Origin of the sequence: Microbispora sp. NPDC046973 (genome assembly GCF_040644495.1) — a bacterium.
Lineage (GTDB): Bacteria > Actinomycetota > Actinomycetes > Streptosporangiales > Streptosporangiaceae > Microbispora.
This window is the reverse complement of record NZ_JBEYWQ010000055.1, coordinates 14957-32255: the sequence shown is the minus strand read 5'-3', so window position 1 is coordinate 32255 and position 17299 is coordinate 14957. Positions and strand designations below refer to the sequence as shown.

Annotated in this window: 14 protein-coding genes; 12 read left to right on the top strand and 2 right to left on the bottom strand. The window is 72.0% G+C overall.

The genetic code is table 11. The annotated features are described in order from the left end of the window. From ABZ860_RS41615 to ABZ860_RS41595, 5 genes are all read left to right on the top strand, one after another. Positions 1–188, top strand: a 188-nt coding sequence (locus ABZ860_RS41615) for a hypothetical protein (RefSeq protein WP_357231956.1), incomplete at its 5' end; no start/stop codon positions are given. 9 nt (positions 189–197) lie between these two features. Beyond that, positions 198–782 (top strand): hypothetical protein, encoded by a 585-nt coding sequence (locus ABZ860_RS41610; protein ID WP_357231953.1) that lies wholly within the window; start codon positions 198–200, stop codon positions 780–782. A 129-nt stretch (positions 783–911) separates the two neighbouring features. Beyond that, positions 912–1997 (top strand): S-(hydroxymethyl)mycothiol dehydrogenase, encoded by a 1086-nt coding sequence (locus ABZ860_RS41605; protein ID WP_357231950.1) that lies wholly within the window; start codon positions 912–914, stop codon positions 1995–1997. A gap of 139 nt (positions 1998–2136) precedes the next feature. Beyond that, on the top strand, positions 2137–3228 hold the full coding sequence (locus ABZ860_RS41600; RefSeq protein ID WP_357231961.1) for an aromatic ring-hydroxylating dioxygenase subunit alpha: 1092 nt from the start codon (positions 2137–2139) through the stop codon (positions 3226–3228). 18 nt (positions 3229–3246) lie between these two features. Continuing rightward, positions 3247–5553: an FdhF/YdeP family oxidoreductase gene (locus ABZ860_RS41595; protein WP_357231947.1), complete on the top strand. Its 2307-nt coding sequence runs from the start codon at positions 3247–3249 to the stop codon at positions 5551–5553. Here the strand turns inward: ABZ860_RS41595 and ABZ860_RS41590 are convergent. Both ABZ860_RS41590 and purU read right to left on the bottom strand, forming a co-directional pair. Beyond that, on the bottom strand, positions 5550–6335 hold the full coding sequence (locus ABZ860_RS41590; protein ID WP_357231944.1) for an IclR family transcriptional regulator: 786 nt from the start codon (positions 6333–6335) through the stop codon (positions 5550–5552). The genes ABZ860_RS41595 and ABZ860_RS41590 overlap by 4 nt on opposite strands. Before the next feature lie 158 nt (positions 6336–6493). After that, positions 6494–7360 (bottom strand): formyltetrahydrofolate deformylase, encoded by an 867-nt coding sequence (purU, locus tag ABZ860_RS41585; RefSeq protein WP_357231941.1) that lies wholly within the window; start codon positions 7358–7360, stop codon positions 6494–6496. Positions 7361–7469: 109 nt separating this feature from the next. Here purU and ABZ860_RS41580 point away from each other — a divergent pair, with 109 nt between their 5' ends. From ABZ860_RS41580 to ABZ860_RS41550, 7 genes are all read left to right on the top strand, one after another. Next, positions 7470–8252, top strand: a complete 783-nt coding sequence (locus ABZ860_RS41580; protein ID WP_357231938.1) for an IclR family transcriptional regulator — start codon at positions 7470–7472, stop codon at positions 8250–8252. Positions 8253–8464: 212 nt separating this feature from the next. Further along, positions 8465–10903: an FAD-dependent oxidoreductase gene (locus tag ABZ860_RS41575; protein WP_357231935.1), complete on the top strand. Its 2439-nt coding sequence runs from the start codon at positions 8465–8467 to the stop codon at positions 10901–10903. 26 nt (positions 10904–10929) lie between these two features. Next, positions 10930–12195, top strand: coding sequence for a serine hydroxymethyltransferase (gene glyA, locus ABZ860_RS41570; RefSeq protein ID WP_357231958.1), 1266 nt, complete (start codon positions 10930–10932; stop codon positions 12193–12195). Further along, a complete protein-coding gene (locus ABZ860_RS41565; RefSeq protein WP_357231932.1) occupies positions 12192–13454 on the top strand; it encodes a sarcosine oxidase subunit beta family protein in 1263 nt (420 codons plus the stop codon). The genes glyA and ABZ860_RS41565 overlap by 4 nt, the downstream gene beginning before the upstream one ends. Before the next feature lie 16 nt (positions 13455–13470). After that, a complete protein-coding gene (locus ABZ860_RS41560) occupies positions 13471–13749 on the top strand; it encodes a sarcosine oxidase subunit delta (RefSeq protein ID WP_357231929.1) in 279 nt (92 codons plus the stop codon). Then, on the top strand, positions 13746–16613 hold the full coding sequence (locus ABZ860_RS41555; RefSeq protein ID WP_357231926.1) for a 2Fe-2S iron-sulfur cluster-binding protein: 2868 nt from the start codon (positions 13746–13748) through the stop codon (positions 16611–16613). Before ABZ860_RS41560 ends, ABZ860_RS41555 begins: the two co-directional genes overlap by 4 nt. After that, positions 16606–17232 carry a sarcosine oxidase subunit gamma family protein gene (locus tag ABZ860_RS41550; protein ID WP_357231923.1) on the top strand — a complete coding sequence of 209 codons (627 nt, stop codon included), beginning with the start codon at positions 16606–16608 and terminating at the stop codon, positions 17230–17232. The genes ABZ860_RS41555 and ABZ860_RS41550 overlap by 8 nt, the downstream gene beginning before the upstream one ends. Positions 17233–17299 lie beyond the last annotated feature (67 nt).

The following is a 17299-nucleotide window of genomic DNA, read 5'->3' as shown; positions in this document are numbered from 1 at the left end:
CGCTGCGGCGCACGATCCAGCGCGAGCTGGAGGACACGCTGTCGGAGAAGATCCTCTACGGCGAGCTGCGGCCGGGCCAGGTCGTCAAGATCGACGTCGAGGGCGAAGGCGACGCCGCGAAGTTCGTCTTCACCGGCGAGACCGCGCCGGCCGTCGCCGCGCCGACCACCGCCGCGTCGAACGGCTGATCCCGGCGTATGGCCGGCCAGCAGGCGTTCTGGATCGACGGCCGATCCGACCGGGAGCGTGTCCGCTACGGCGGCGTCAGCCACTATTCCGAGCGTGTGTGGGAGAACATCGGCGAGTTCGAGGGGGTGTGGGGGGACATCGCCCCGGTCGCGTTCGCGTGCGCGGCCTGGCGGATCGCCACCCCGCCCCTGACCTCGCCGGGGTTCGTGCGCTGGCACCGGCGGATCCTGTCGGCCTCCTGCGAGCGCAACACCTGGGACGGATCGCTGACGGCGCGTGTCACGATCGTCTCTCCGCCGCCGGCCGCGCTGACGGTGTCGCGCGACTGGTGGCGCGACCGCGGCTGGCGGGACTGGCCGGAGATCTTCGGCCAGTTCGTCGAGCCCGCCGAGCAGGACCTCGCGAAGGTCCCCTATCTGCGTCCGACCCTGCTCGTGGACGCCCCGGTGCCGCTGGACGACCTGCCCGCCGCGCCGGACGGGCCCGCGCACGACCTGGCCGAGACCGCGCACCGCGCGCTCGCGGTCCTCGTACGGGAGTTGAACGACCTGCTCGCCCCGGTCGTCACCCAACTGGAGCAAGGCCTGCGCTGACCGGCAGGTGACATCCCTCACTGCAGCCCTTGACAGTGGCCCTGCACGGCCCCAGTCTGTTGCGCATAGTGCTATGTGTTTCGCCTTGCACAACTAATGCACGCCGACTGATCGAGGGAAAGAGAGACCATGGCGCACGAAGTCCGCGGGGTCGTCGCGAGGGGCAAGGGACAGCGGGTCAGCCTGGAGACCGTCGTCGTCCCCGACCCGGGCCCGGGTGAGGCACTCGTGGCCGTGCAGGCCTGCGGGGTGTGCCACACCGACCTGCACTATCGCGAGGGCGGCATCAACGACGAGTTCCCGTTCCTCCTCGGGCACGAGGCGGCCGGAGTGGTCGAGGCCGTCGGCGAGGGGGTGACCGACGTCGCCCCCGGCGACTTCGTCATCCTCAACTGGCGCGCCGTCTGCGGCGCCTGCCGTGCCTGCCTGCGCGGACGCCCGCAGTACTGCTTCGCGACCCACAACGCCACCCAGAAGATGACGCTGGCCGACGGCACCCCGCTGTCCCCGGCGCTCGGGATCGGCGCGTTCGCCGACAAGACGCTCGTCGCGGCCGGACAGTGCACCAAGGTCGACCCGAGCGCGTCGCCGGTCGCCGTCGGCCTGCTCGGCTGCGGGGTCATGGCGGGGCTCGGCGCGGCCATCAACACCGGCGGGGTGACCCGTGGCGACTCGGTCGCCGTCATCGGCTGCGGCGGCGTGGGCGACGCCGCCGTCGCGGGCGCGCACCTGGCCGGCGCGACCACGATCATCGCGGTGGACGTGGACGACACCAAGCTCGAATGGGCCCGCCGCTTCGGCGCCACGCACACCGTGAACTCCCGCGAGACCGATCCGGTGGAGGCCGTCCGCGAGCTGACCGGCGGGTTCGGGGCCGACGTCGTGATCGAGGCGGTGGGCCGTCCGGAGACGTACACGCAGGCCTTCTACGCCCGCGACCTGGCCGGGACCGTCGTGCTGGTCGGCGTGCCGACCCCGGAGATGCGGCTCGAACTGCCGCTGCTCGACGTCTTCGGCCGCGGCGGCGCGCTCAAGTCCTCCTGGTACGGCGACTGCCTGCCCAGCCGCGACTTCCCCATGCTCGTGTCCCTCTACCAGCAGGGCAGGCTCGACCTGGACGCGTTCGTCACCGAGACGATCGCGCTCGAGGACGTCGAGGAGGCCTTCGAGAAGATGCACCGCGGCGAGGTGCTGCGCTCCGTCGTGGTGCTCTGACCGGCTCTCCACATCGACCGGCTCTCCGCACTCCGACCGTCTTCCCCTGACCATCTCAGTTCCGCGACGCGCCACGCACGACCACTGTGCACGACCACCAGGAGCCAAAGTGAGCACCACGAGCCTGCCCCCCAGCCTGATGGCCACGCTGCCGGGCGAGCACTACACCGATCCCCAGGTCTTCGCGTCGGAGCAGAAGCGCATCTTCGAGTCGATGTGGTTCTGCGCGGTCCGGGCCGCCGATCTGCCCAAGCCCGGCGCGTTCAGGACCGTCCAGGTCGGCACGGAGAGCATCCTGATCACGCGGGCGCGGGACAACTCGATCCGCGCCTTCTACAACGTCTGCCGTCACCGCGGCGCGCGGATCTGCACGGAGGACTCCGGCGAGGTCAAGCGGGCCTTCCAGTGCCCGTACCATGCCTGGACGTACGACCTGGAGGGCAAGCTCATCGCCGCCCCCAACCTCACCAAGATGCCCGACCTCGACCGGGTCGAGTACGGCCTGGTCAACGTGGCGGTGCGCGAGTGGCTGGGCTACGTGTGGGTGTGCCTGGCCGACGAGCCGCCCTCGTTCGAGGACACCGTGCTCGGCGAGGTGCGCACGCGCCTCGGTGACGTGGCCTCCCTCGACAACTACGACGTCGCCAACCTGGCGCTCGGCCGCCGGATCGTGTACGACGTGAAGGCGAACTGGAAGCTCATCGTCGAGAACTTCATGGAGTGCTACCACTGCGCGACCATCCACCCCGAGCTGACCGAGGTGCTGCCGGAGTTCGCCGACGGCTACGCGGCGCAGTACTACGTGGGCCACGGCGCGCTGTTCGGCGAGGGCATCCAGGGGTTCACGGTCGACGGCTCGGAGGGGCTCGACCGCATCCCGACGATCAGCGAGGAGCAGGACCGGCGCTACTACGCGATCACGATCAAGCCGCAGGTGTTCGTCAACATGGTGCCCGACCACGTGATCGTCCACCGGATGTTCCCGCTCGCGGTCGACCGCACGGTGGTGGAGTGCGACTGGCTCTACCTGCCGGAGGTCGTGGCCTCGGGCAAGGACATCAGCCGGTCGGTGGAGCTGTTCCACCGGGTCAACGAGCAGGACTTCGACGCCTGCGAGCGCACCCAGCCCTCGATGAGCTCCCGCACGTACGCGAAGGGCGGCGTGCTGGTGCCGAGCGAGCACCACATCGGCCTGTTCCATGATTGGGTGCGTGGCAAGCTCGGCGAGTGAGTTCGGAGGAGATGCGGAGTGACACGTGAGGCGCCTCGGGAGGACGTCGGAGACGAACGTCTGGAGATCGGCTCGCCCAAGACCTGGGCGGGAGGGCTCCCGGCGGTCGGCCACGCGCTCGGCACGGCGTACCGGCAGATGGGCGCGGGGCGGACGGTGCTGACCCTGCTGCGGGTCAACCAGAAGTCCGGCTTCGACTGCCCGGGATGCGCCTGGCCCGAGGGCGACGGTCACCGCAGTCCCGCCGAGTTCTGCGAGAACGGCGCGAAGGCGGTGGCCGAGGAGGCGACGGTCCGCAGGGTCACCCGCGACTTCTTCGCGGAGCATCCGGTGGACGAGCTGGCCCGGCGCAGCGACTACTGGCTCGGCCAGCAGGGCCGGCTCACCGAGCCCATGTACAAGCCGGCGGGCTCGGACCACTACGAGCCGATCTCGTGGGAGGACGCCTTCGGCGTCGTCGCGCGCGAACTGCGCGCGCTCGACCACCCCGGACAGGCCGTCTTCTACACCTCCGGCCGCACCTCCAACGAGGCCGCCTTCGCCTACCAGCTTCTCGTCCGCCGCTTCGGCACCAACAACCTGCCCGACTGCTCCAACATGTGCCACGAGTCGAGCGGCTCGGCGCTGACCGAGACGCTCGGCATCGGCAAGGGCACGGTGCTGCTGGAGGACCTGCACCGGGCCGACCTGATCTTCGTGGTGGGCCAGAACCCCGGCACCAACCACCCGCGCATGCTCACCGCGCTGGAGCGGGCCAAGCGCAACGGCGCCCGGATCGTGGCGGTCAACCCGCTGCCGGAGGCGGGGCTGCTGCGTTTCCGCAACCCGCAGCGGCCGTCCGGAGTCGTGGGCGGCGGCACGGCGCTGTCCGACCGGTTCCTGCAGATCCGCCTCGGCGGCGACCTGGCGCTGTTCCAGGCGCTGTCGCTGCTCCTGCTGGAGGCCGAGGACGCCGCGCCGGGCACGGTCGTGGACCGCGAGTTCGTCGAGGCGCACACGCACGGCTTCGACGCCTGGGAGAAGCACGTACGCGGGCTCGACTGGCCGCAGGTGCTGGAGGCGACCGGGCTGACCCGCGCCGAGATCGAGGAGACGGCCCGCGACGTGCTCGCCGCCCGCTCGGTCGTGGTCTGCTGGGCGATGGGCCTCACCCAGCACCGCAAGTCGGTCCCGACGATCCGGGAGGTCGTCAACTTCCTGCTGCTGCGCGGCAACGTGGGACGGCCCGGTGCGGGCGTGTGCCCCGTACGCGGGCACTCCAACGTGCAGGGCGATCGGACGATGGGCATCTACGAGAAGCCCAAACCCGAGTTCCTCGACGCGCTGGAGACGGAGTTCGGCTTCCCGCCGCCGCGCGAGCACGGCCACGACACCGTCGAGGCCATCCGCGCCATGCGCGACGGGGACGCCAGGGTGTTCTTCGCCATGGGCGGCAACTTCGTCTCCGCGACGCCGGACACCGCCGCGACGGAGGCGGCTCTGCGCCGCTGCCGGCTCACCGTGCAGGTGTCGACCAAGCTGAACCGGTCGCACGCCGTGTGCGGCGAGCAGGCGCTCATCCTGCCCACACTCGGCCGCACCGAGCGGGACGTCCAGGCCGGCGGCGAGCAGTTCGTCACGGTCGAGGACTCGATGGGCGCGGTGCACGCCTCGCGGGGGCGGCTGCGCCCGGCGTCGGACGCGCTGCTGTCCGAGGTGGCCATCGTGTGCCGGCTGGCCCGCGAGCTGCTCGGCGACGACCCGCACGTGCCGTGGGCCGAGTTCGAGGCGGGATACGACACGATCAGGGAGCGCATCGAGCGGGTGGTGCCCGGGTTCGACGACTTCAACGCGAGAGTGCGCAGGCCGGGCGGCTTCCTGCTGCCGAACGCGCCGCGCGACGAGCGCCGCTTCCCCACGGCCACGGGGAAGGCGAACTTCACGGTCAACCCGCTGGAGGTGCTGCGCGTGCCCCCGGGCCGCCTCCTGCTGCAGACCGTGCGCAGCCACGACCAGTACAACACCACGATCTACGGGCTGAACGACCGCTACCGGGGTATCGCAGGCGGGCGGAGGGTGGTGTTCGTGCACCCCGACGACCTGGCCGAGCGCGGTCTCGCCGACGGCGACATGCTCGACCTCGTCAGCGAGTGGCCGGACGGCGAGCGTGTGGCCGAGGGGTTCCGGGCCGTCGCCTATCCGACGGCGCGGGGCTGCTGCGCGGCCTACTTCCCCGAGACCAACGTGCTGGTGCCCCTGGACTCGGTGGCGGAGACGTCGAACACGCCCACGTCCAAGAGCGTCGTCGTACGGCTGCGCCGCGCGGCCGAGGCGACGGCCGGCTAGCCGCCGAGGCGGTGACTGATCTCCTCGGCTCCCTTGACGAGGACGGGGGCCAGCTCCCGCATGCGGCCCTCGCTGAACCGGTAGGCGGGCCCTGACGCGCTGATCGCGGCCACGACCTCTCCACCGAAGGAGCGGACGGGCGCGGCGAGCGCGTTCAGGCCCACCTCCAGCTCCTCCCGCGTCAGCGCGTAGCCGTGCTCGCGCACCTCCGCCAGCTCCCGCTCCAGGTCCTCCATCGAGGTCACCGTGTTCGGCGTGTAGCGGTCGAGGCCCGCGGCCCGCAGCAGGTCGTCGCGGCGCTGCCGGTCCACGTACGCCAGCAGGACCTTGCCGCTCGACGTCGCGTGCAGGGGCGTGAGCTGACCGACCCAGTTGTAGGCGGTGACGGCGGAGGGGCCGCGCACCTGGTCGAGGTTGACGGCGTAGTGCGAGCGCAGGACGGCGATGTTCACCGTCTCGCCGATCTCCTCCGCCAGGCGCTGGCAGACCGGCCTGCTCTGCTGGGTGACGTCCATCCGCATGGAGACGCTGCCGGCGAGGCGGACGAGCCCGAAGCCGAGGCGATACTTGCCGCGGTCCTCGGTCTGCTCCACGAGCCCGCGGGACTCCAGGGCGCCCAGCAGGCGGAACGCGGTGGACTTGTGGACCTCGATCTCGGCGGCGATCTCGGTGACCCCGGCCTCCCCACGGCTGGCGAGGATCTCCATGATGCTGATCGCCCGGTCCACGGACTGCACACCGCCGCCGGCCTCGGTCCTGGCGGCCGAAGCGTCGTTGCTCATAGCGGGACTGTAGCGCTTGACGCAACGCTGAGCTGCGACGTCGCGTGATTCGCAGGGGAGATCCTCCGCTTCCTCCAACCGTTGCGCGTGCCGGAGGCGGATCGTCCCGGCCTGTGCGGTGCCTCGGCACGGCCATGCCGGGCCGGTGGAAACGAGGTCTAGCGGAAGACGACGGTGCGGTCGCCGTTGAGCAGCACGCGGTTCTCGCAGTGCCAGCGCACGGCCCTGGCGAGCACCTGCGCCTCCACGTCGCGGCCCACCGTCACGAGTTCGCCCGGGTCGAGCGAGTGGTCGACGCGCGCCACGTCCTGCTCGATGATCGGCCCCTCGTCGAGGTCGGCGGTGACGTAGTGCGCGGTCGCGCCGATCAGCTTGACGCCGCGCTCGTGGGCCTGGTGGTACGGCTTGGCGCCCTTGAACCCCGGCAGGAACGAGTGGTGGATGTTGATCGCCCGGCCCTCCAGGCGCTTGCACATGTCGTCGCTCAGGATCTGCATGTAGCGGGCGAGCACGACCAGATCGGTGTCGAGCTCCTCGGCCAGCTCGAGGATGCGCTGCTCGGCCTCGGGCTTGGTGCCGGGTGTGACGGGCACGTGGTGGAACGGCACGCCGTAGAACTCGGCCAGCGGTTCGAGGTCCCGGTGGTTGGAGACGATCGCGGGGATCTCGACGTTCAGCGCGCCGACCCGCTGGCGGTAGAGCAGGTCGTTCACGCAGTGGCCGAACTTCGACACGAGCACGAGCGTCCTCGTCGGCGTCGCCGCGTCCTTGAGCTGCCAGGTCATGTGGAAGGAGTCGCCGACATAGGAGAAGCCGCGGCGCAGCTCCTCGATGTCGCCGCGGCCCTCGGGCACCGCGAAGTGGACCCGCATGAAGAAGTGGCCGTTCGTCCGGTCGTTGAACTCCTGGCTCTGCAGGATGTCGCCCGCGTGCTGGACGAGGAAACCGCTCACCGCGTAGACGATCCCCGGCCGGTCGACACAGGAGAACGTGAGGACGAACTCGCGACCCGGGCGAGCGGACATGGAGCCTCCTGAGTGCGTCATACGCAACATGGTGACGTATACGCAACAGACTGGCTCGTCCTGTGGAACGGGTCAAGAGTCTGGTGCGTAATACGCGTAGAGTTGTGCCATGAGCAACGGGTCGGGTGACGGGGCGGCCGTACAGTCCGTCGACCGCGCACTCACCATCCTGAAGTTGCTCGCCCGGGACGGCGAGCTCGGCGTCAGCGAGCTCGCCGCCAGCCTCGGCGTGCACAGGTCCACCGCGTTCCGCCTGGTGGCGACGCTGGAGAGCCACGATCTGGTGGAGCAGGACGGCGACCGCGGCGGATATCGGCTCGGCGTGGGCGTGGTCAGGCTCGCCGGGGCGACCAGCGCGCGGCTCGACCTGGTGGGCGAGAGCCGTGCCGTGACGCCGGCGCTCGCCCGCGCGGTGGGGGAGACCGTCAACGTGGCCGTCCTCGCCGGCCGGGAGGCGCTGTACGTCGACCAGGTCACCGGGCCGTCCGCGCTCCAGCTGCACCACTGGGTGGGCCAGCGGATCCCCCTGCACGCCACCTCGAACGGCAAGGTGCTGCTCGCGCACGCGCCCGCCGCGCTGTGCGAGGAGGTGATCGAGGCCGGGCTGCCCGTCCTCGCCGTCCGGACCGTCACCGATCCCGCCCGGCTGCGCGCGGAACTCGCCGAGGTGCGCCTGCGTGGGTACGCGACGGCGGTGGACGAGCTGGAGGACGGCCTGAGCGCGGTCGCGGCGCCCGTCCTCGGCGCGGACGGCTCCGTCATCGCCTCGCTCAGCGCGTCCGGCCCGTCCTTCCGGATGCCCGAAACGGCGATCGCCGCCGTCGCCGAGCAGGTCATGGCGGCGGCCCGAGAGGTATCTGGCCGAATGGGATGGTTTGGGGCGCGAGTGTAAAGACCCTCCCCGGCCGGGAGAAGTGTCGAGGTCCCGATCGTGTCCGGGACCTCACCCGGTGCCCGGCGCCGATCGTCCTTCTGATCGGCGGCAGGCACACTTTTGTCGTGTTTTTTGGTGCTTGACACCCGCAATGCGACGCGTCACGCTTGTTGCGTTAAACGCATAATGTTGCAAATTACGCAACAACATATGCAGCAACGGAGGTGGGTATGACGGGCCCGCGCGTCGTCATCATCGGAGCAGGCGTCGTCGGTGCGGCGCTCGCCGACGAGCTGTCGGCCCGGGGCTGGACGGACGTCACCGTGGTCGACCAGGGCCCGGTGCCCGCGACCGGGGGCTCCTCCTCCCACGCCCCGGGACTGGTCTTCCAGATCAACGGGTCAAAGACGATGACCGAGATGGCGCGCTACACCGTCGAGAAGCTCTGCTCGCTCGACCTCGACGGCGAGCCCTGCTTCCTGCAGGTCGGCGGGCTGGAGGTCGCGACCACCCCCGAACGGCTCGCCGAGCTGCACCGCAGGCACGGCTGGGCCACGTCCTGGGGTGTCGAGTCGCGCCTGCTCACCCCCGCCGAGTGCGCCGAGCACCACCCCCTGATCGACCCTGGCGCCGTGCTGGGCGGCCTGTTCATCCCCACCGACGGTCTCGCCAAGGCTGTACGCGCGGTCGACGCCCAGCTCAGGCGGGCGCGGTCGCGCGGCGTGCGGGTGCTGGAGCGGCACGAGGTGCTCGACGTCCGCACCGAGGACGGCCGGGTGGCCGGCGTGGTGACCGACCAGGGCGAGATCCCCGCCGACGTCGTGGTCTGCTGCGCCGGCATCTGGGGCCCGAAGATCGCCGGCATGGTCGGCATGCCGCTGCCGCTGACCCCGCTCGCACATCAGCTCGCCTGGACCGGCCAGGTGCCCGACCTCGCCGGACGCGAGGAGGAGGCGACGCTGCCGATCCTGCGCCACCAGGACGCCGACCTCTACTACCGCCAGCGGTTCGACGGCATCGGCATCGGCTACTACGGCCACCGGCCGATGCCGGTGAGCCCCGAGGACCTGCTGTCCGTGGACGAGGCCGAGGTCATGCCGTCGGTGCTCACGTTCACCCCCGAGGACTTCGAGGACGCCTGGACCGAGACCCGGCGGTTGCTGCCCGGCACCCGCGCGGCGAAGATCGACGAGGGCATCAACGGACTGTTCTCCTTCACGCAGGACCACATGCCGCTGATGGGCGAGTCGCCGGACGTGAAGGGCTTCTGGGTCGCCGAGGCGGTCTGGGTGACCCACTCCGCCGGCGTCGGCAAGGCGATGGCCGAGTGGCTGGTCGACGGCCACTGCTCGTCGTTTGATTTGCACGAGTGCGACGTCAATCGGTTCGAGCCGCACCAGCTCGCCCCCGACTACGTGCTGGCCCGCGACTGTCAGAACTTCGTCGAGGTCTACGACATCATCCATCCGCTCCAGCCGATGGAGGAGCCGCGGCCGGTGCGCCTCAGCCCCTTCCACGCGCGGCAGCGCGAGCTGGACGCCTTCTTCCTGGAGGCCGTCGGCTACGAGCGGCCGCAGTGGTACGGCGCGAACGCCCGGCTGCTGGACGGCCGCGACATCCCCACGCCCAACGACTGGGCGGCGCGCTACTGGTCGCCGATCGTCGGCGCGGAGGCCCAGGCGTCCCGCGAGTCCGTCGCGCTGTACGACATGACCGCGCTGAAGCGGCTGGAGGTCGCGGGCCCCGGCGCCCTCGCCTTCCTGCAGCGGCTGACGACCGGCCAGATGGACAAGTCGGTCGGCTCGGTGACCTACTGCCTGCTGCTCGGCGAGGACGGCGGCATCCGCAGCGACGTGACCGTCGCCCGGCTGGGCCGCGACGTGTTCCAGGTCGGCGCCAACGGCAACCTCGACCTCGACTGGTTCCACCGGCACCTGCCCGCGGACGGCTCGGTCATGGTCCGCGACATCACGGCAGGCACCTGCTGCCTCGGCGTCTGGGGTCCCCGCGCCCGCGACCTCGTGCAGCCGCTGACCGACGCCGACTTCTCCAACCAGGGCTTCCGCTACTTCCGGGCGAAGAAGGCGTACATCGGCACCGTGCCGGTCACCGCGCTGCGGCTGTCGTACATCGGCGAGCTGGGCTGGGAGCTCTACACCACCGCCGACCTGGGCGCCAAGCTGTGGGACACGCTCTGGGAGGCCGGTCAGCAGCACGGGATCATCGCCGGCGGGCGCGGCGCGTTCGCGAGCCTGCGGCTGGAGAAGGGCTACCGGTCCTTCGGCACCGACATGACCTTCGAGCACGACCCGTACGAGGCCGGGCTCGGGTTCGCGGTGAAGACCGACAAGGGCGACTTCATCGGCCGCGAGGCGCTGGAGCGGCGCAGGGAGAACGTGCGACGCCGCCTGGCCTGCCTGACCATCGACGACCCCACCCAGGTCGTCATGGGCAGGGAGCCGGTCTACGACGGTGACACCGGCGTCGGCTACGTCACCAGCGCGGCCTTCGGCTACACGATCGGCAAGGGCATCGCCTACGCCTGGCTGCCCGCCGAGCTGGTCACGCCGGGACGCACGCTGGAGATCGGCTACATCGACCGGCGGGTGACCGCCGTGGTCGCCGAGGAGCCCCTGTTCGACCCCGCCATGGAACGCCTGCGCAGCTAGTGAGGACTGAAGTGAACGATTCGGTGATGGACGCGCCGCTCGCCGAGGCCGACCCGGAGGTGGCGGCGGCGATCGGCGAGGAGACCCGCCGCCAGCGGTCCACCCTGGAGATGATCGCCTCGGAGAACTTCGCGCCCGTCTCGGTGATGCAGGCGCAGGGCTCGGTGCTCACCAACAAGTACGCCGAGGGCTACCCCGGCAGGCGCTACTACGGCGGCTGCGAGCACGTCGACGTGATCGAGCGGCTCGCGATCGACCGGGTCAAGGCGCTGTTCGGCGCCGAGGCGGCCAACGTGCAGCCCCACTCGGGGGCGCAGGCCAACGCGGCGGCGATGTCGGCGCTGCTGGAGCCGGGCGACACGATCCTCGGCCTCGACCTCGCGCACGGCGGCCACCTCACCCATGGCATGCGGATCAACTTCTCCGGCCGGCTCTACAACGTCGTGGCCTACCACGTCCGTGAGAGCGACAGCCTCGTGGACATGGACGAGGTCGAGCGGCTCGCCCGCGAGCACCGGCCCAAGCTGATCATCGCCGGCTGGTCGGCCTACCCCCGCCACCTCGACTTCGCCGCCTTCCGGCGCGTCGCCGACGAGGTCGGGGCCTACCTGATGGTCGACATGGCGCACTTCGCCGGGCTGGTCGCGGCGGGGCTCCACCCGTCGCCGGTCCCGCACGCGCACGTCGTCACCACGACCACCCACAAGACGCTCGGCGGGCCCAGGGGCGGGGTGATCCTGTCCACCGAGGACCTGGCCAAGAAGATCAACTCGTCGGTGTTCCCCGGCCAGCAGGGCGGCCCGCTGGAGCACGTCATCGCGGCCAAGGCGGTCGCGTTCAGGATCGCGGCGGGTGAGTGGTTCCGCGACCGGCAGCGCCGCACGCTGGAGGGCGCGCGGATCCTCGCCGACCGGCTGCTCGCCCCCGACGCCGCCGAGGCCGGCGTACGGGTGCTGTCCGGCGGGACGGACGTCCACCTGGTGCTGGTCGATCTGCGCGAATCCGAGCTGGACGGCCGCCAGGCCGAAGACCGGCTCCACGAGGCCGGGATCACGGTCAACCGCAACGCGGTGCCGTTCGACCCCCGGCCTCCGATGGTCACCTCGGGACTGCGGATCGGCACGCCGGCCCTGGCCACCCGCGGCTTCGCTCGCCCCGAGTTCGAGGAGGTCTCCGACGTGATCGCGCGGGTGCTCCAGCCCGAAGCGGACCTGACGGCGCTGCGCGCCCGGGTCGAGGCCCTCGCCGCCAAGCACCCCCTCTACCCCGGCCTGAACGGGGAGGCCCGATGAGCCCCAGAACCGAGGGGCGCAGAACCGAGGGGCGCAGAACTCCGGGCGCCGACCTGCCGGACCACCCCGACCGGCTGTGGCGGTCGGCCGAGCCGAAGCGGGCGTACGACGTGGTGATCGTCGGCGGCGGGGGTCACGGCCTGGCCACGGCCTACTACCTGGCCAAGAACCACGGGATCACCGACGTCGCGGTGCTGGAGCGCGGCTGGCTCGCGGGCGGCAACATGGCCCGCAACACCACCATCATCCGCTCGAACTACCTGTGGGACGAGAGCGCGGGCATCTACGAGCACGCGCTGAAGCTGTGGGAGGGGCTGGAGGACGACCTCGGCTACCCGCTGCTGTTCAGCCAGCGCGGCGTGCTCAACCTGGCCCACAGCCTGCAGGACGTGCGCGACAGCGTGCGCCGGGTCAACGCCAACCGGCTCAACGGCGTGGACGCCGAGTGGCTGACGCCGGAGCAGGTCAAGGAGGTCTGCCCGATCGTCGACATCTCGCCCGACAAGCGCTACCCGGTGCTCGGCGGCACCTACCAGCCCCGGGCCGGCATCGCCAAGCACGACTACGTGGCGTGGGGCTTCGCCAAGGCGGCGGCCGACCTCGGGGTCGACATGATCGAGCACTGCGAGGTGACCGGTCTCGACGTGCGCGACGGCCGGGTGACCGGCGTCCAGACCACCCGCGGCCCCATCGCGGCCAATAAGGTCGCGCTCGCCGCCGCCGGGCACTCCTCGGTCGTCGCCGGGTACGCCGGGGTGTCGCTGCCGTTGCAGAGCCACCCGCTGCAGGCGCTGGTGTCGGAGCTGCTCGAACCGGTGCACCCGACCGTGGTCATGTCCAACGCGGTCCACGTCTACGTCAGCCAGGCGCACAAGGGCGAACTGGTCATGGGCGCGGGCATCGACGCGGCCAACTCCTACCGCCAGCGCGGCGCGTTCCACATCATCGAGCGGCAGATGTCGGCCGCGCTGGAGCTGTTCCCGGTCTTCGCCCGGGCGCACGTGCTGCGGACCTGGGGCGGCGTGGTGGACGTGACCCCCGACGCCTCGCCCGTCGTCGGCCTCACCCCCGTCGAGGACCTGTACGTCAACTGCGGCTGGGGCACCGGAGGGTTCAAGGCCACCCCGGGCGTCGGCTGGTGCTACGCCCACACGGTCGCCACCGGCGAGCCCCACCCACTCAACGCCCCCTTCTCGCTCGACCGGTTCACCACCGGCAAGCTCGTCGACGAGCACGGCGCCGCCGCCGTCGCCCACTGATTGTCTCGGAGTGCCAATGCTGCTGATCGCCTGCCCGTGGTGCGGGCCGCGGGACGAGGCCGAGTTCCACTACGGGGGGCAGGCCCACGTCGCCTATCCGGAGGACCCGGCCGCCCTCTCCGACGAGGAGTGGGCCCGCTACCTGTTCTTCCGCGACAACCCCAAGGGCCTGTTCGCGGAGCGGTGGAGCCACACCGCCGGATGCCGCCGCTGGTTCAACGCCGTACGCGACACCGCCACCAACGAGATCCACGCCGTCTACCGGACGGGCGAGCCGCGGCCGGTGACGGCATGAGCGAGCCGATCAGCGGATTCGGCGAGCGAGCCGGCGGGCCCGGCGCGCAGCCGTACCGCCGTGAGGGGGCGACCGGGCGGGTCCTGCGCTTCCGGTTCGACGGCCGGGAGTACGAGGGCCTGGACGGCGACACGCTGGCCTCGGCGCTGCTCGCCAACGGCGTGCGCGCGGTGGCGAGCAGCGTCAAGCTCGGCCGTCCACGCGGTGTGTACGCCGCGGGCTGCGAGGAGCCGAACGCGCTCGTCCAGATCGAGGAGCCCTTCCCCGAGCCGATGCTCCAGGCGACGACCGTCGAGCTGTACGACGGCCTGGTCGCCACGGGCCTGCCGGGACAGGGCAGGCTGGCCGACCGGCCCGACCCGGCGCGGTACGACGCCGTGCACGCGCACTGCGACGTGCTCGTGGTCGGCGCGGGACCGGCCGGCATCGCCGCCGCGGGCGTGGCCGCACGGGCCGGCGCGCGGGTGATCCTCGCCGACGAGCGGCCCGAGCCGGGCGGCAGCCTGCTCGGCACGACCGAGACGCTCGACGGCAGGCCTGGCCGAGAGTGGGCCGCCGAGGAGGTGGCCGCGCTGGCGGCCTTGCCGGAGGTGCGCGTGCTGCGCCGCACCACAGTCGTCGGTCACTACGACGACAACTACGTCATCGCGGTGGAGCGCCGGACGAACCACCTGGGCGCGGCGGCCCCCGCCAAGATGGCGCGCGAGCGCGTCTGGCGCATCCGGGCCGGGCGCGTGGTGCTGGCGACCGGCGGCCACGAGCGGTTCGTCGCCTTCGCCGGCAACGATCTGCCCGGCGTGATGCTGGCCGGCGCCGCCCGCACGTACGCGAACCACTACCGCGTCCTGCCCGGGCGCCGGGCGGTCGTGTTCACCACCAACGACAGCGCGTACGCGGCGGCGCTCGACCTCGCCGGCGCCGGCGTCGAGATCGCCGCGATCGCCGACGTACGGCAGGCCCCCGGCGAGGCGTGGGCCGCACGCTGCGCCGAGCGCGGCATCGAGGTCCTGACCGGCCACGTGGTGACCGCCGCGAAGGGCGAGGGCGAGGTCTCCTCGGTCGAGATCACTGCGCGTGCGGACGGCGGCGTGCGGGAGGTCCCCGCCGACCTGCTGCTCGTGTCGGGCGGCTGGACGCCGGTGGTGCACCTGTTCAGCCAGGCCGGGGGCACGCTGCGGTACGACGCGGAGCTGGGCGCGTTCACGCCCGGCGAGACCCGCCAGGCGGTGGAGGCCGCCGGGTTCGCCGGAGGCATCCGCACGCTGCGGGCCTGCCTGGAGGACGGCGCCGCGGCGGGCCGCCGCGCGCTGGCCGCCGCCGGGTTCGCCGTGACGTCCGACCATCGCCTGCCGGCCGCCGGGGAGGAGCCTGCCCCCGCGCCCGCCGAGCACCTGTGGCTCGTCGAGGCCGGCGATTACGGCTCGCACTTCGTGGACCTGCAGCGAGACGTGACCGTGGCGGAGGTGCTGCGCGCGACCGGCGCGGGACTCACCTCGGTCGAGCACGTCAAGCGCTACACCACCGCCGGCACGGCCCACGACCAGGGCAAGACGTCAGGGCTGCTGACCGGCGGCGTCGTGGCGCACGCGCTCGGCGTCGACGTCGCCGAGCTGGGGACCACGACGTTCCGCGCGCCGTACACGCCGGTCTCGTTCGCCGCGCTGGCGGGCCGCGACCGGGGGCCGCTGCACGACCCGGTGCGCGTCACCGCGATGCACGAGTGGCACGTGGCGCACGGCGCGCTGTTCGAGAACGTCGGGCAGTGGAAGCGGCCCTGGTACTACCCCCGTCCGGGTGAGGACATGGAGGCGGCCGTGCTGCGCGAGTGCCGGGCGGCGCGCGAGGACGTGGCCGCGATGGACGCCTCCACGCTCGGGAAGATCGACGTGATCGGCCCCGACGCGGCCGTGTTCCTCGACCGGCTCTACACGAACATGATGAGCACGCTCAAGGTCGGCTCCATCCGCTACGGCGTGATGTGCCGCCCCGACGGCATGGTCTTCGACGACGGCACCGTCATCCGCCTGGCGGACGACCGCTTCCTCGTCACCACGACCACCGGCAACGCGGCGGCCGTGCTCGACTGGATGGAGGAGTGGCTGCAGACCGAGTGGCCGGACCTGCGGGTGCACTGCACCTCGGTCACCGAGCAGTGGGCGACCGTGGCGCTGGCCGGACCGCGCTCCCGGGAGGTGCTGGCGCGGCTCGCCCCGGGCCTCGCCGTGGACAACGACAGCTTCCCGTTCATGACGTGGCGGGACGCCGAGGTCGCCGGGATCGAGGCCCGGGTCTGCCGGATCAGCTTCTCCGGCGAGCTGGCCTACGAGATCAACGTCTCCTCCTGGTCCGGGCTCGCCCTGTGGGAGGCGGTCATGGCGTCCGGAGAGGTCACGCCGTACGGCACCGAGACCATGCACGTGCTGCGCGCCGAGAAGGGGTTCCCCATCGTCGGTCAGGACACCGACGGCACGGTCACCCCGCAGGACCTCGGCATGGAGTGGATCGTCTCGAAGAAGAAGGCCGACTTCATCGGCAAGCGGTCCTTCGCCCGGGCGGACACCTCCAGGCCCGACCGCAAGCACCTGGTCGGCCTGCTGCCCGAGGACCCGAGCGTGCTGCTGCCCGAGGGCGCCCACCTCGTGCAGACCTCGGCGCTGCCCGAGCCGCCGGTGCCGACGCTCGGCTTCGTCACCTCCAGCTACCGCAGCGCCGCGCTGGGCCGTACGTTCGCGCTCGCGCTGGTGGCCGGCGGGCGCGAGCGGGTCGGCGAGCGGCTGTACGCCCCGGTCGGGGCGGACCTGGTGCCCGTCACCGTGACCTCCCACGTCCTGTACGACCCGGAAGGAGCGCGCCGCGATGGCTGATTCTGCGGCTGTGTCGACGGCCGCCTCGGGGGCTGTGTCCCCGGCTGGGCGCAGGAGTCCGGCCGCGGCGTTCGCGGCCGGGTTCGAGGCGGCGAGCGCGGGCGGCGGCCTGCGCCTGGCCGAGATCCCCTTCCTGACCCAGATCAACCTCCGGGTGGACCCCAAGAGCCCCGCCGCGGAGCGCATCGGGACGGCGATCGGCGTGCCGCTGCCGGTGGAGCCCGGCACCACGGCGGGCGGCGGCGGCCTGGAGGTGCTGTGGTTCGGGCCCGACGAGTGGCTGGTGGTCGGGCCCGACGGCGCCGCGCGCGGCCTCGTGGAGCGGATCGAGGAGGCGGCGGACGGCGAGCACGTCTCGGTCGTCGACGTGTCGGCCCAGCGCACCACCCTGGTGGTCGCCGGGGACCGGGCGCGTGACGTGCTGGCCCACGGCTGCGCGCTGGACCTGCACCCCCGGGTGTTCGGCCCGGGCCGGTGCGCCCAGACCATGCTGGCCAGGGCGGGCGTCGTCCTGGTCGCCGGTGAGCACGGCTTCCGCCTGCTGGTCCGCTCGTCCTTCGCCGGATACGTCGCGGAGTGGCTGCTCGACGCGTCCGTCGAGTACGTGACCGGCGGATAAGCGGCTGTTCACGGCGGCATCGGCCCGTGCGAGCTCGCACCTCGCCGGGCCGCTGCGTGCCGTCGTG

Bases quoted from the DNA above. Each gene is read 5' to 3' on its own strand.
- ABZ860_RS41560 (WP_357231929.1), top strand. From the start codon at position 13,471: ATGCTGCTGATCGCCTGCCCGTGGTGCGGGCCGCGGGACGAGGCCGAG.
- ABZ860_RS41600 (WP_357231961.1), top strand. From the start codon at position 2,137: ATGGCCACGCTGCCGGGCGAGCACTACACCGATCCCCAGGTCTTCGCG.
- ABZ860_RS41575 (WP_357231935.1), top strand. From the start codon at position 8,465: ATGACGGGCCCGCGCGTCGTCATCATCGGAGCAGGCGTCGTCGGTGCG.
- ABZ860_RS41590 (WP_357231944.1), bottom strand. From the start codon at position 6,335: ATGAGCAACGACGCTTCGGCCGCCAGGACCGAGGCCGGCGGCGGTGTG.
- ABZ860_RS41555 (WP_357231926.1), top strand. From the start codon at position 13,746: ATGAGCGAGCCGATCAGCGGATTCGGCGAGCGAGCCGGCGGGCCCGGC.
- glyA (WP_357231958.1), top strand. From the start codon at position 10,930: ATGGACGCGCCGCTCGCCGAGGCCGACCCGGAGGTGGCGGCGGCGATC.
- ABZ860_RS41565 (WP_357231932.1), top strand. From the start codon at position 12,192: ATGAGCCCCAGAACCGAGGGGCGCAGAACCGAGGGGCGCAGAACTCCG.
- purU (WP_357231941.1), bottom strand. From the start codon at position 7,360: ATGTCCGCTCGCCCGGGTCGCGAGTTCGTCCTCACGTTCTCCTGTGTC.
- ABZ860_RS41550 (WP_357231923.1), top strand. From the start codon at position 16,606: ATGGCTGATTCTGCGGCTGTGTCGACGGCCGCCTCGGGGGCTGTGTCC.
- ABZ860_RS41605 (WP_357231950.1), top strand. From the start codon at position 912: ATGGCGCACGAAGTCCGCGGGGTCGTCGCGAGGGGCAAGGGACAGCGG.
- ABZ860_RS41580 (WP_357231938.1), top strand. From the start codon at position 7,470: ATGAGCAACGGGTCGGGTGACGGGGCGGCCGTACAGTCCGTCGACCGC.
- ABZ860_RS41610 (WP_357231953.1), top strand. From the start codon at position 198: ATGGCCGGCCAGCAGGCGTTCTGGATCGACGGCCGATCCGACCGGGAG.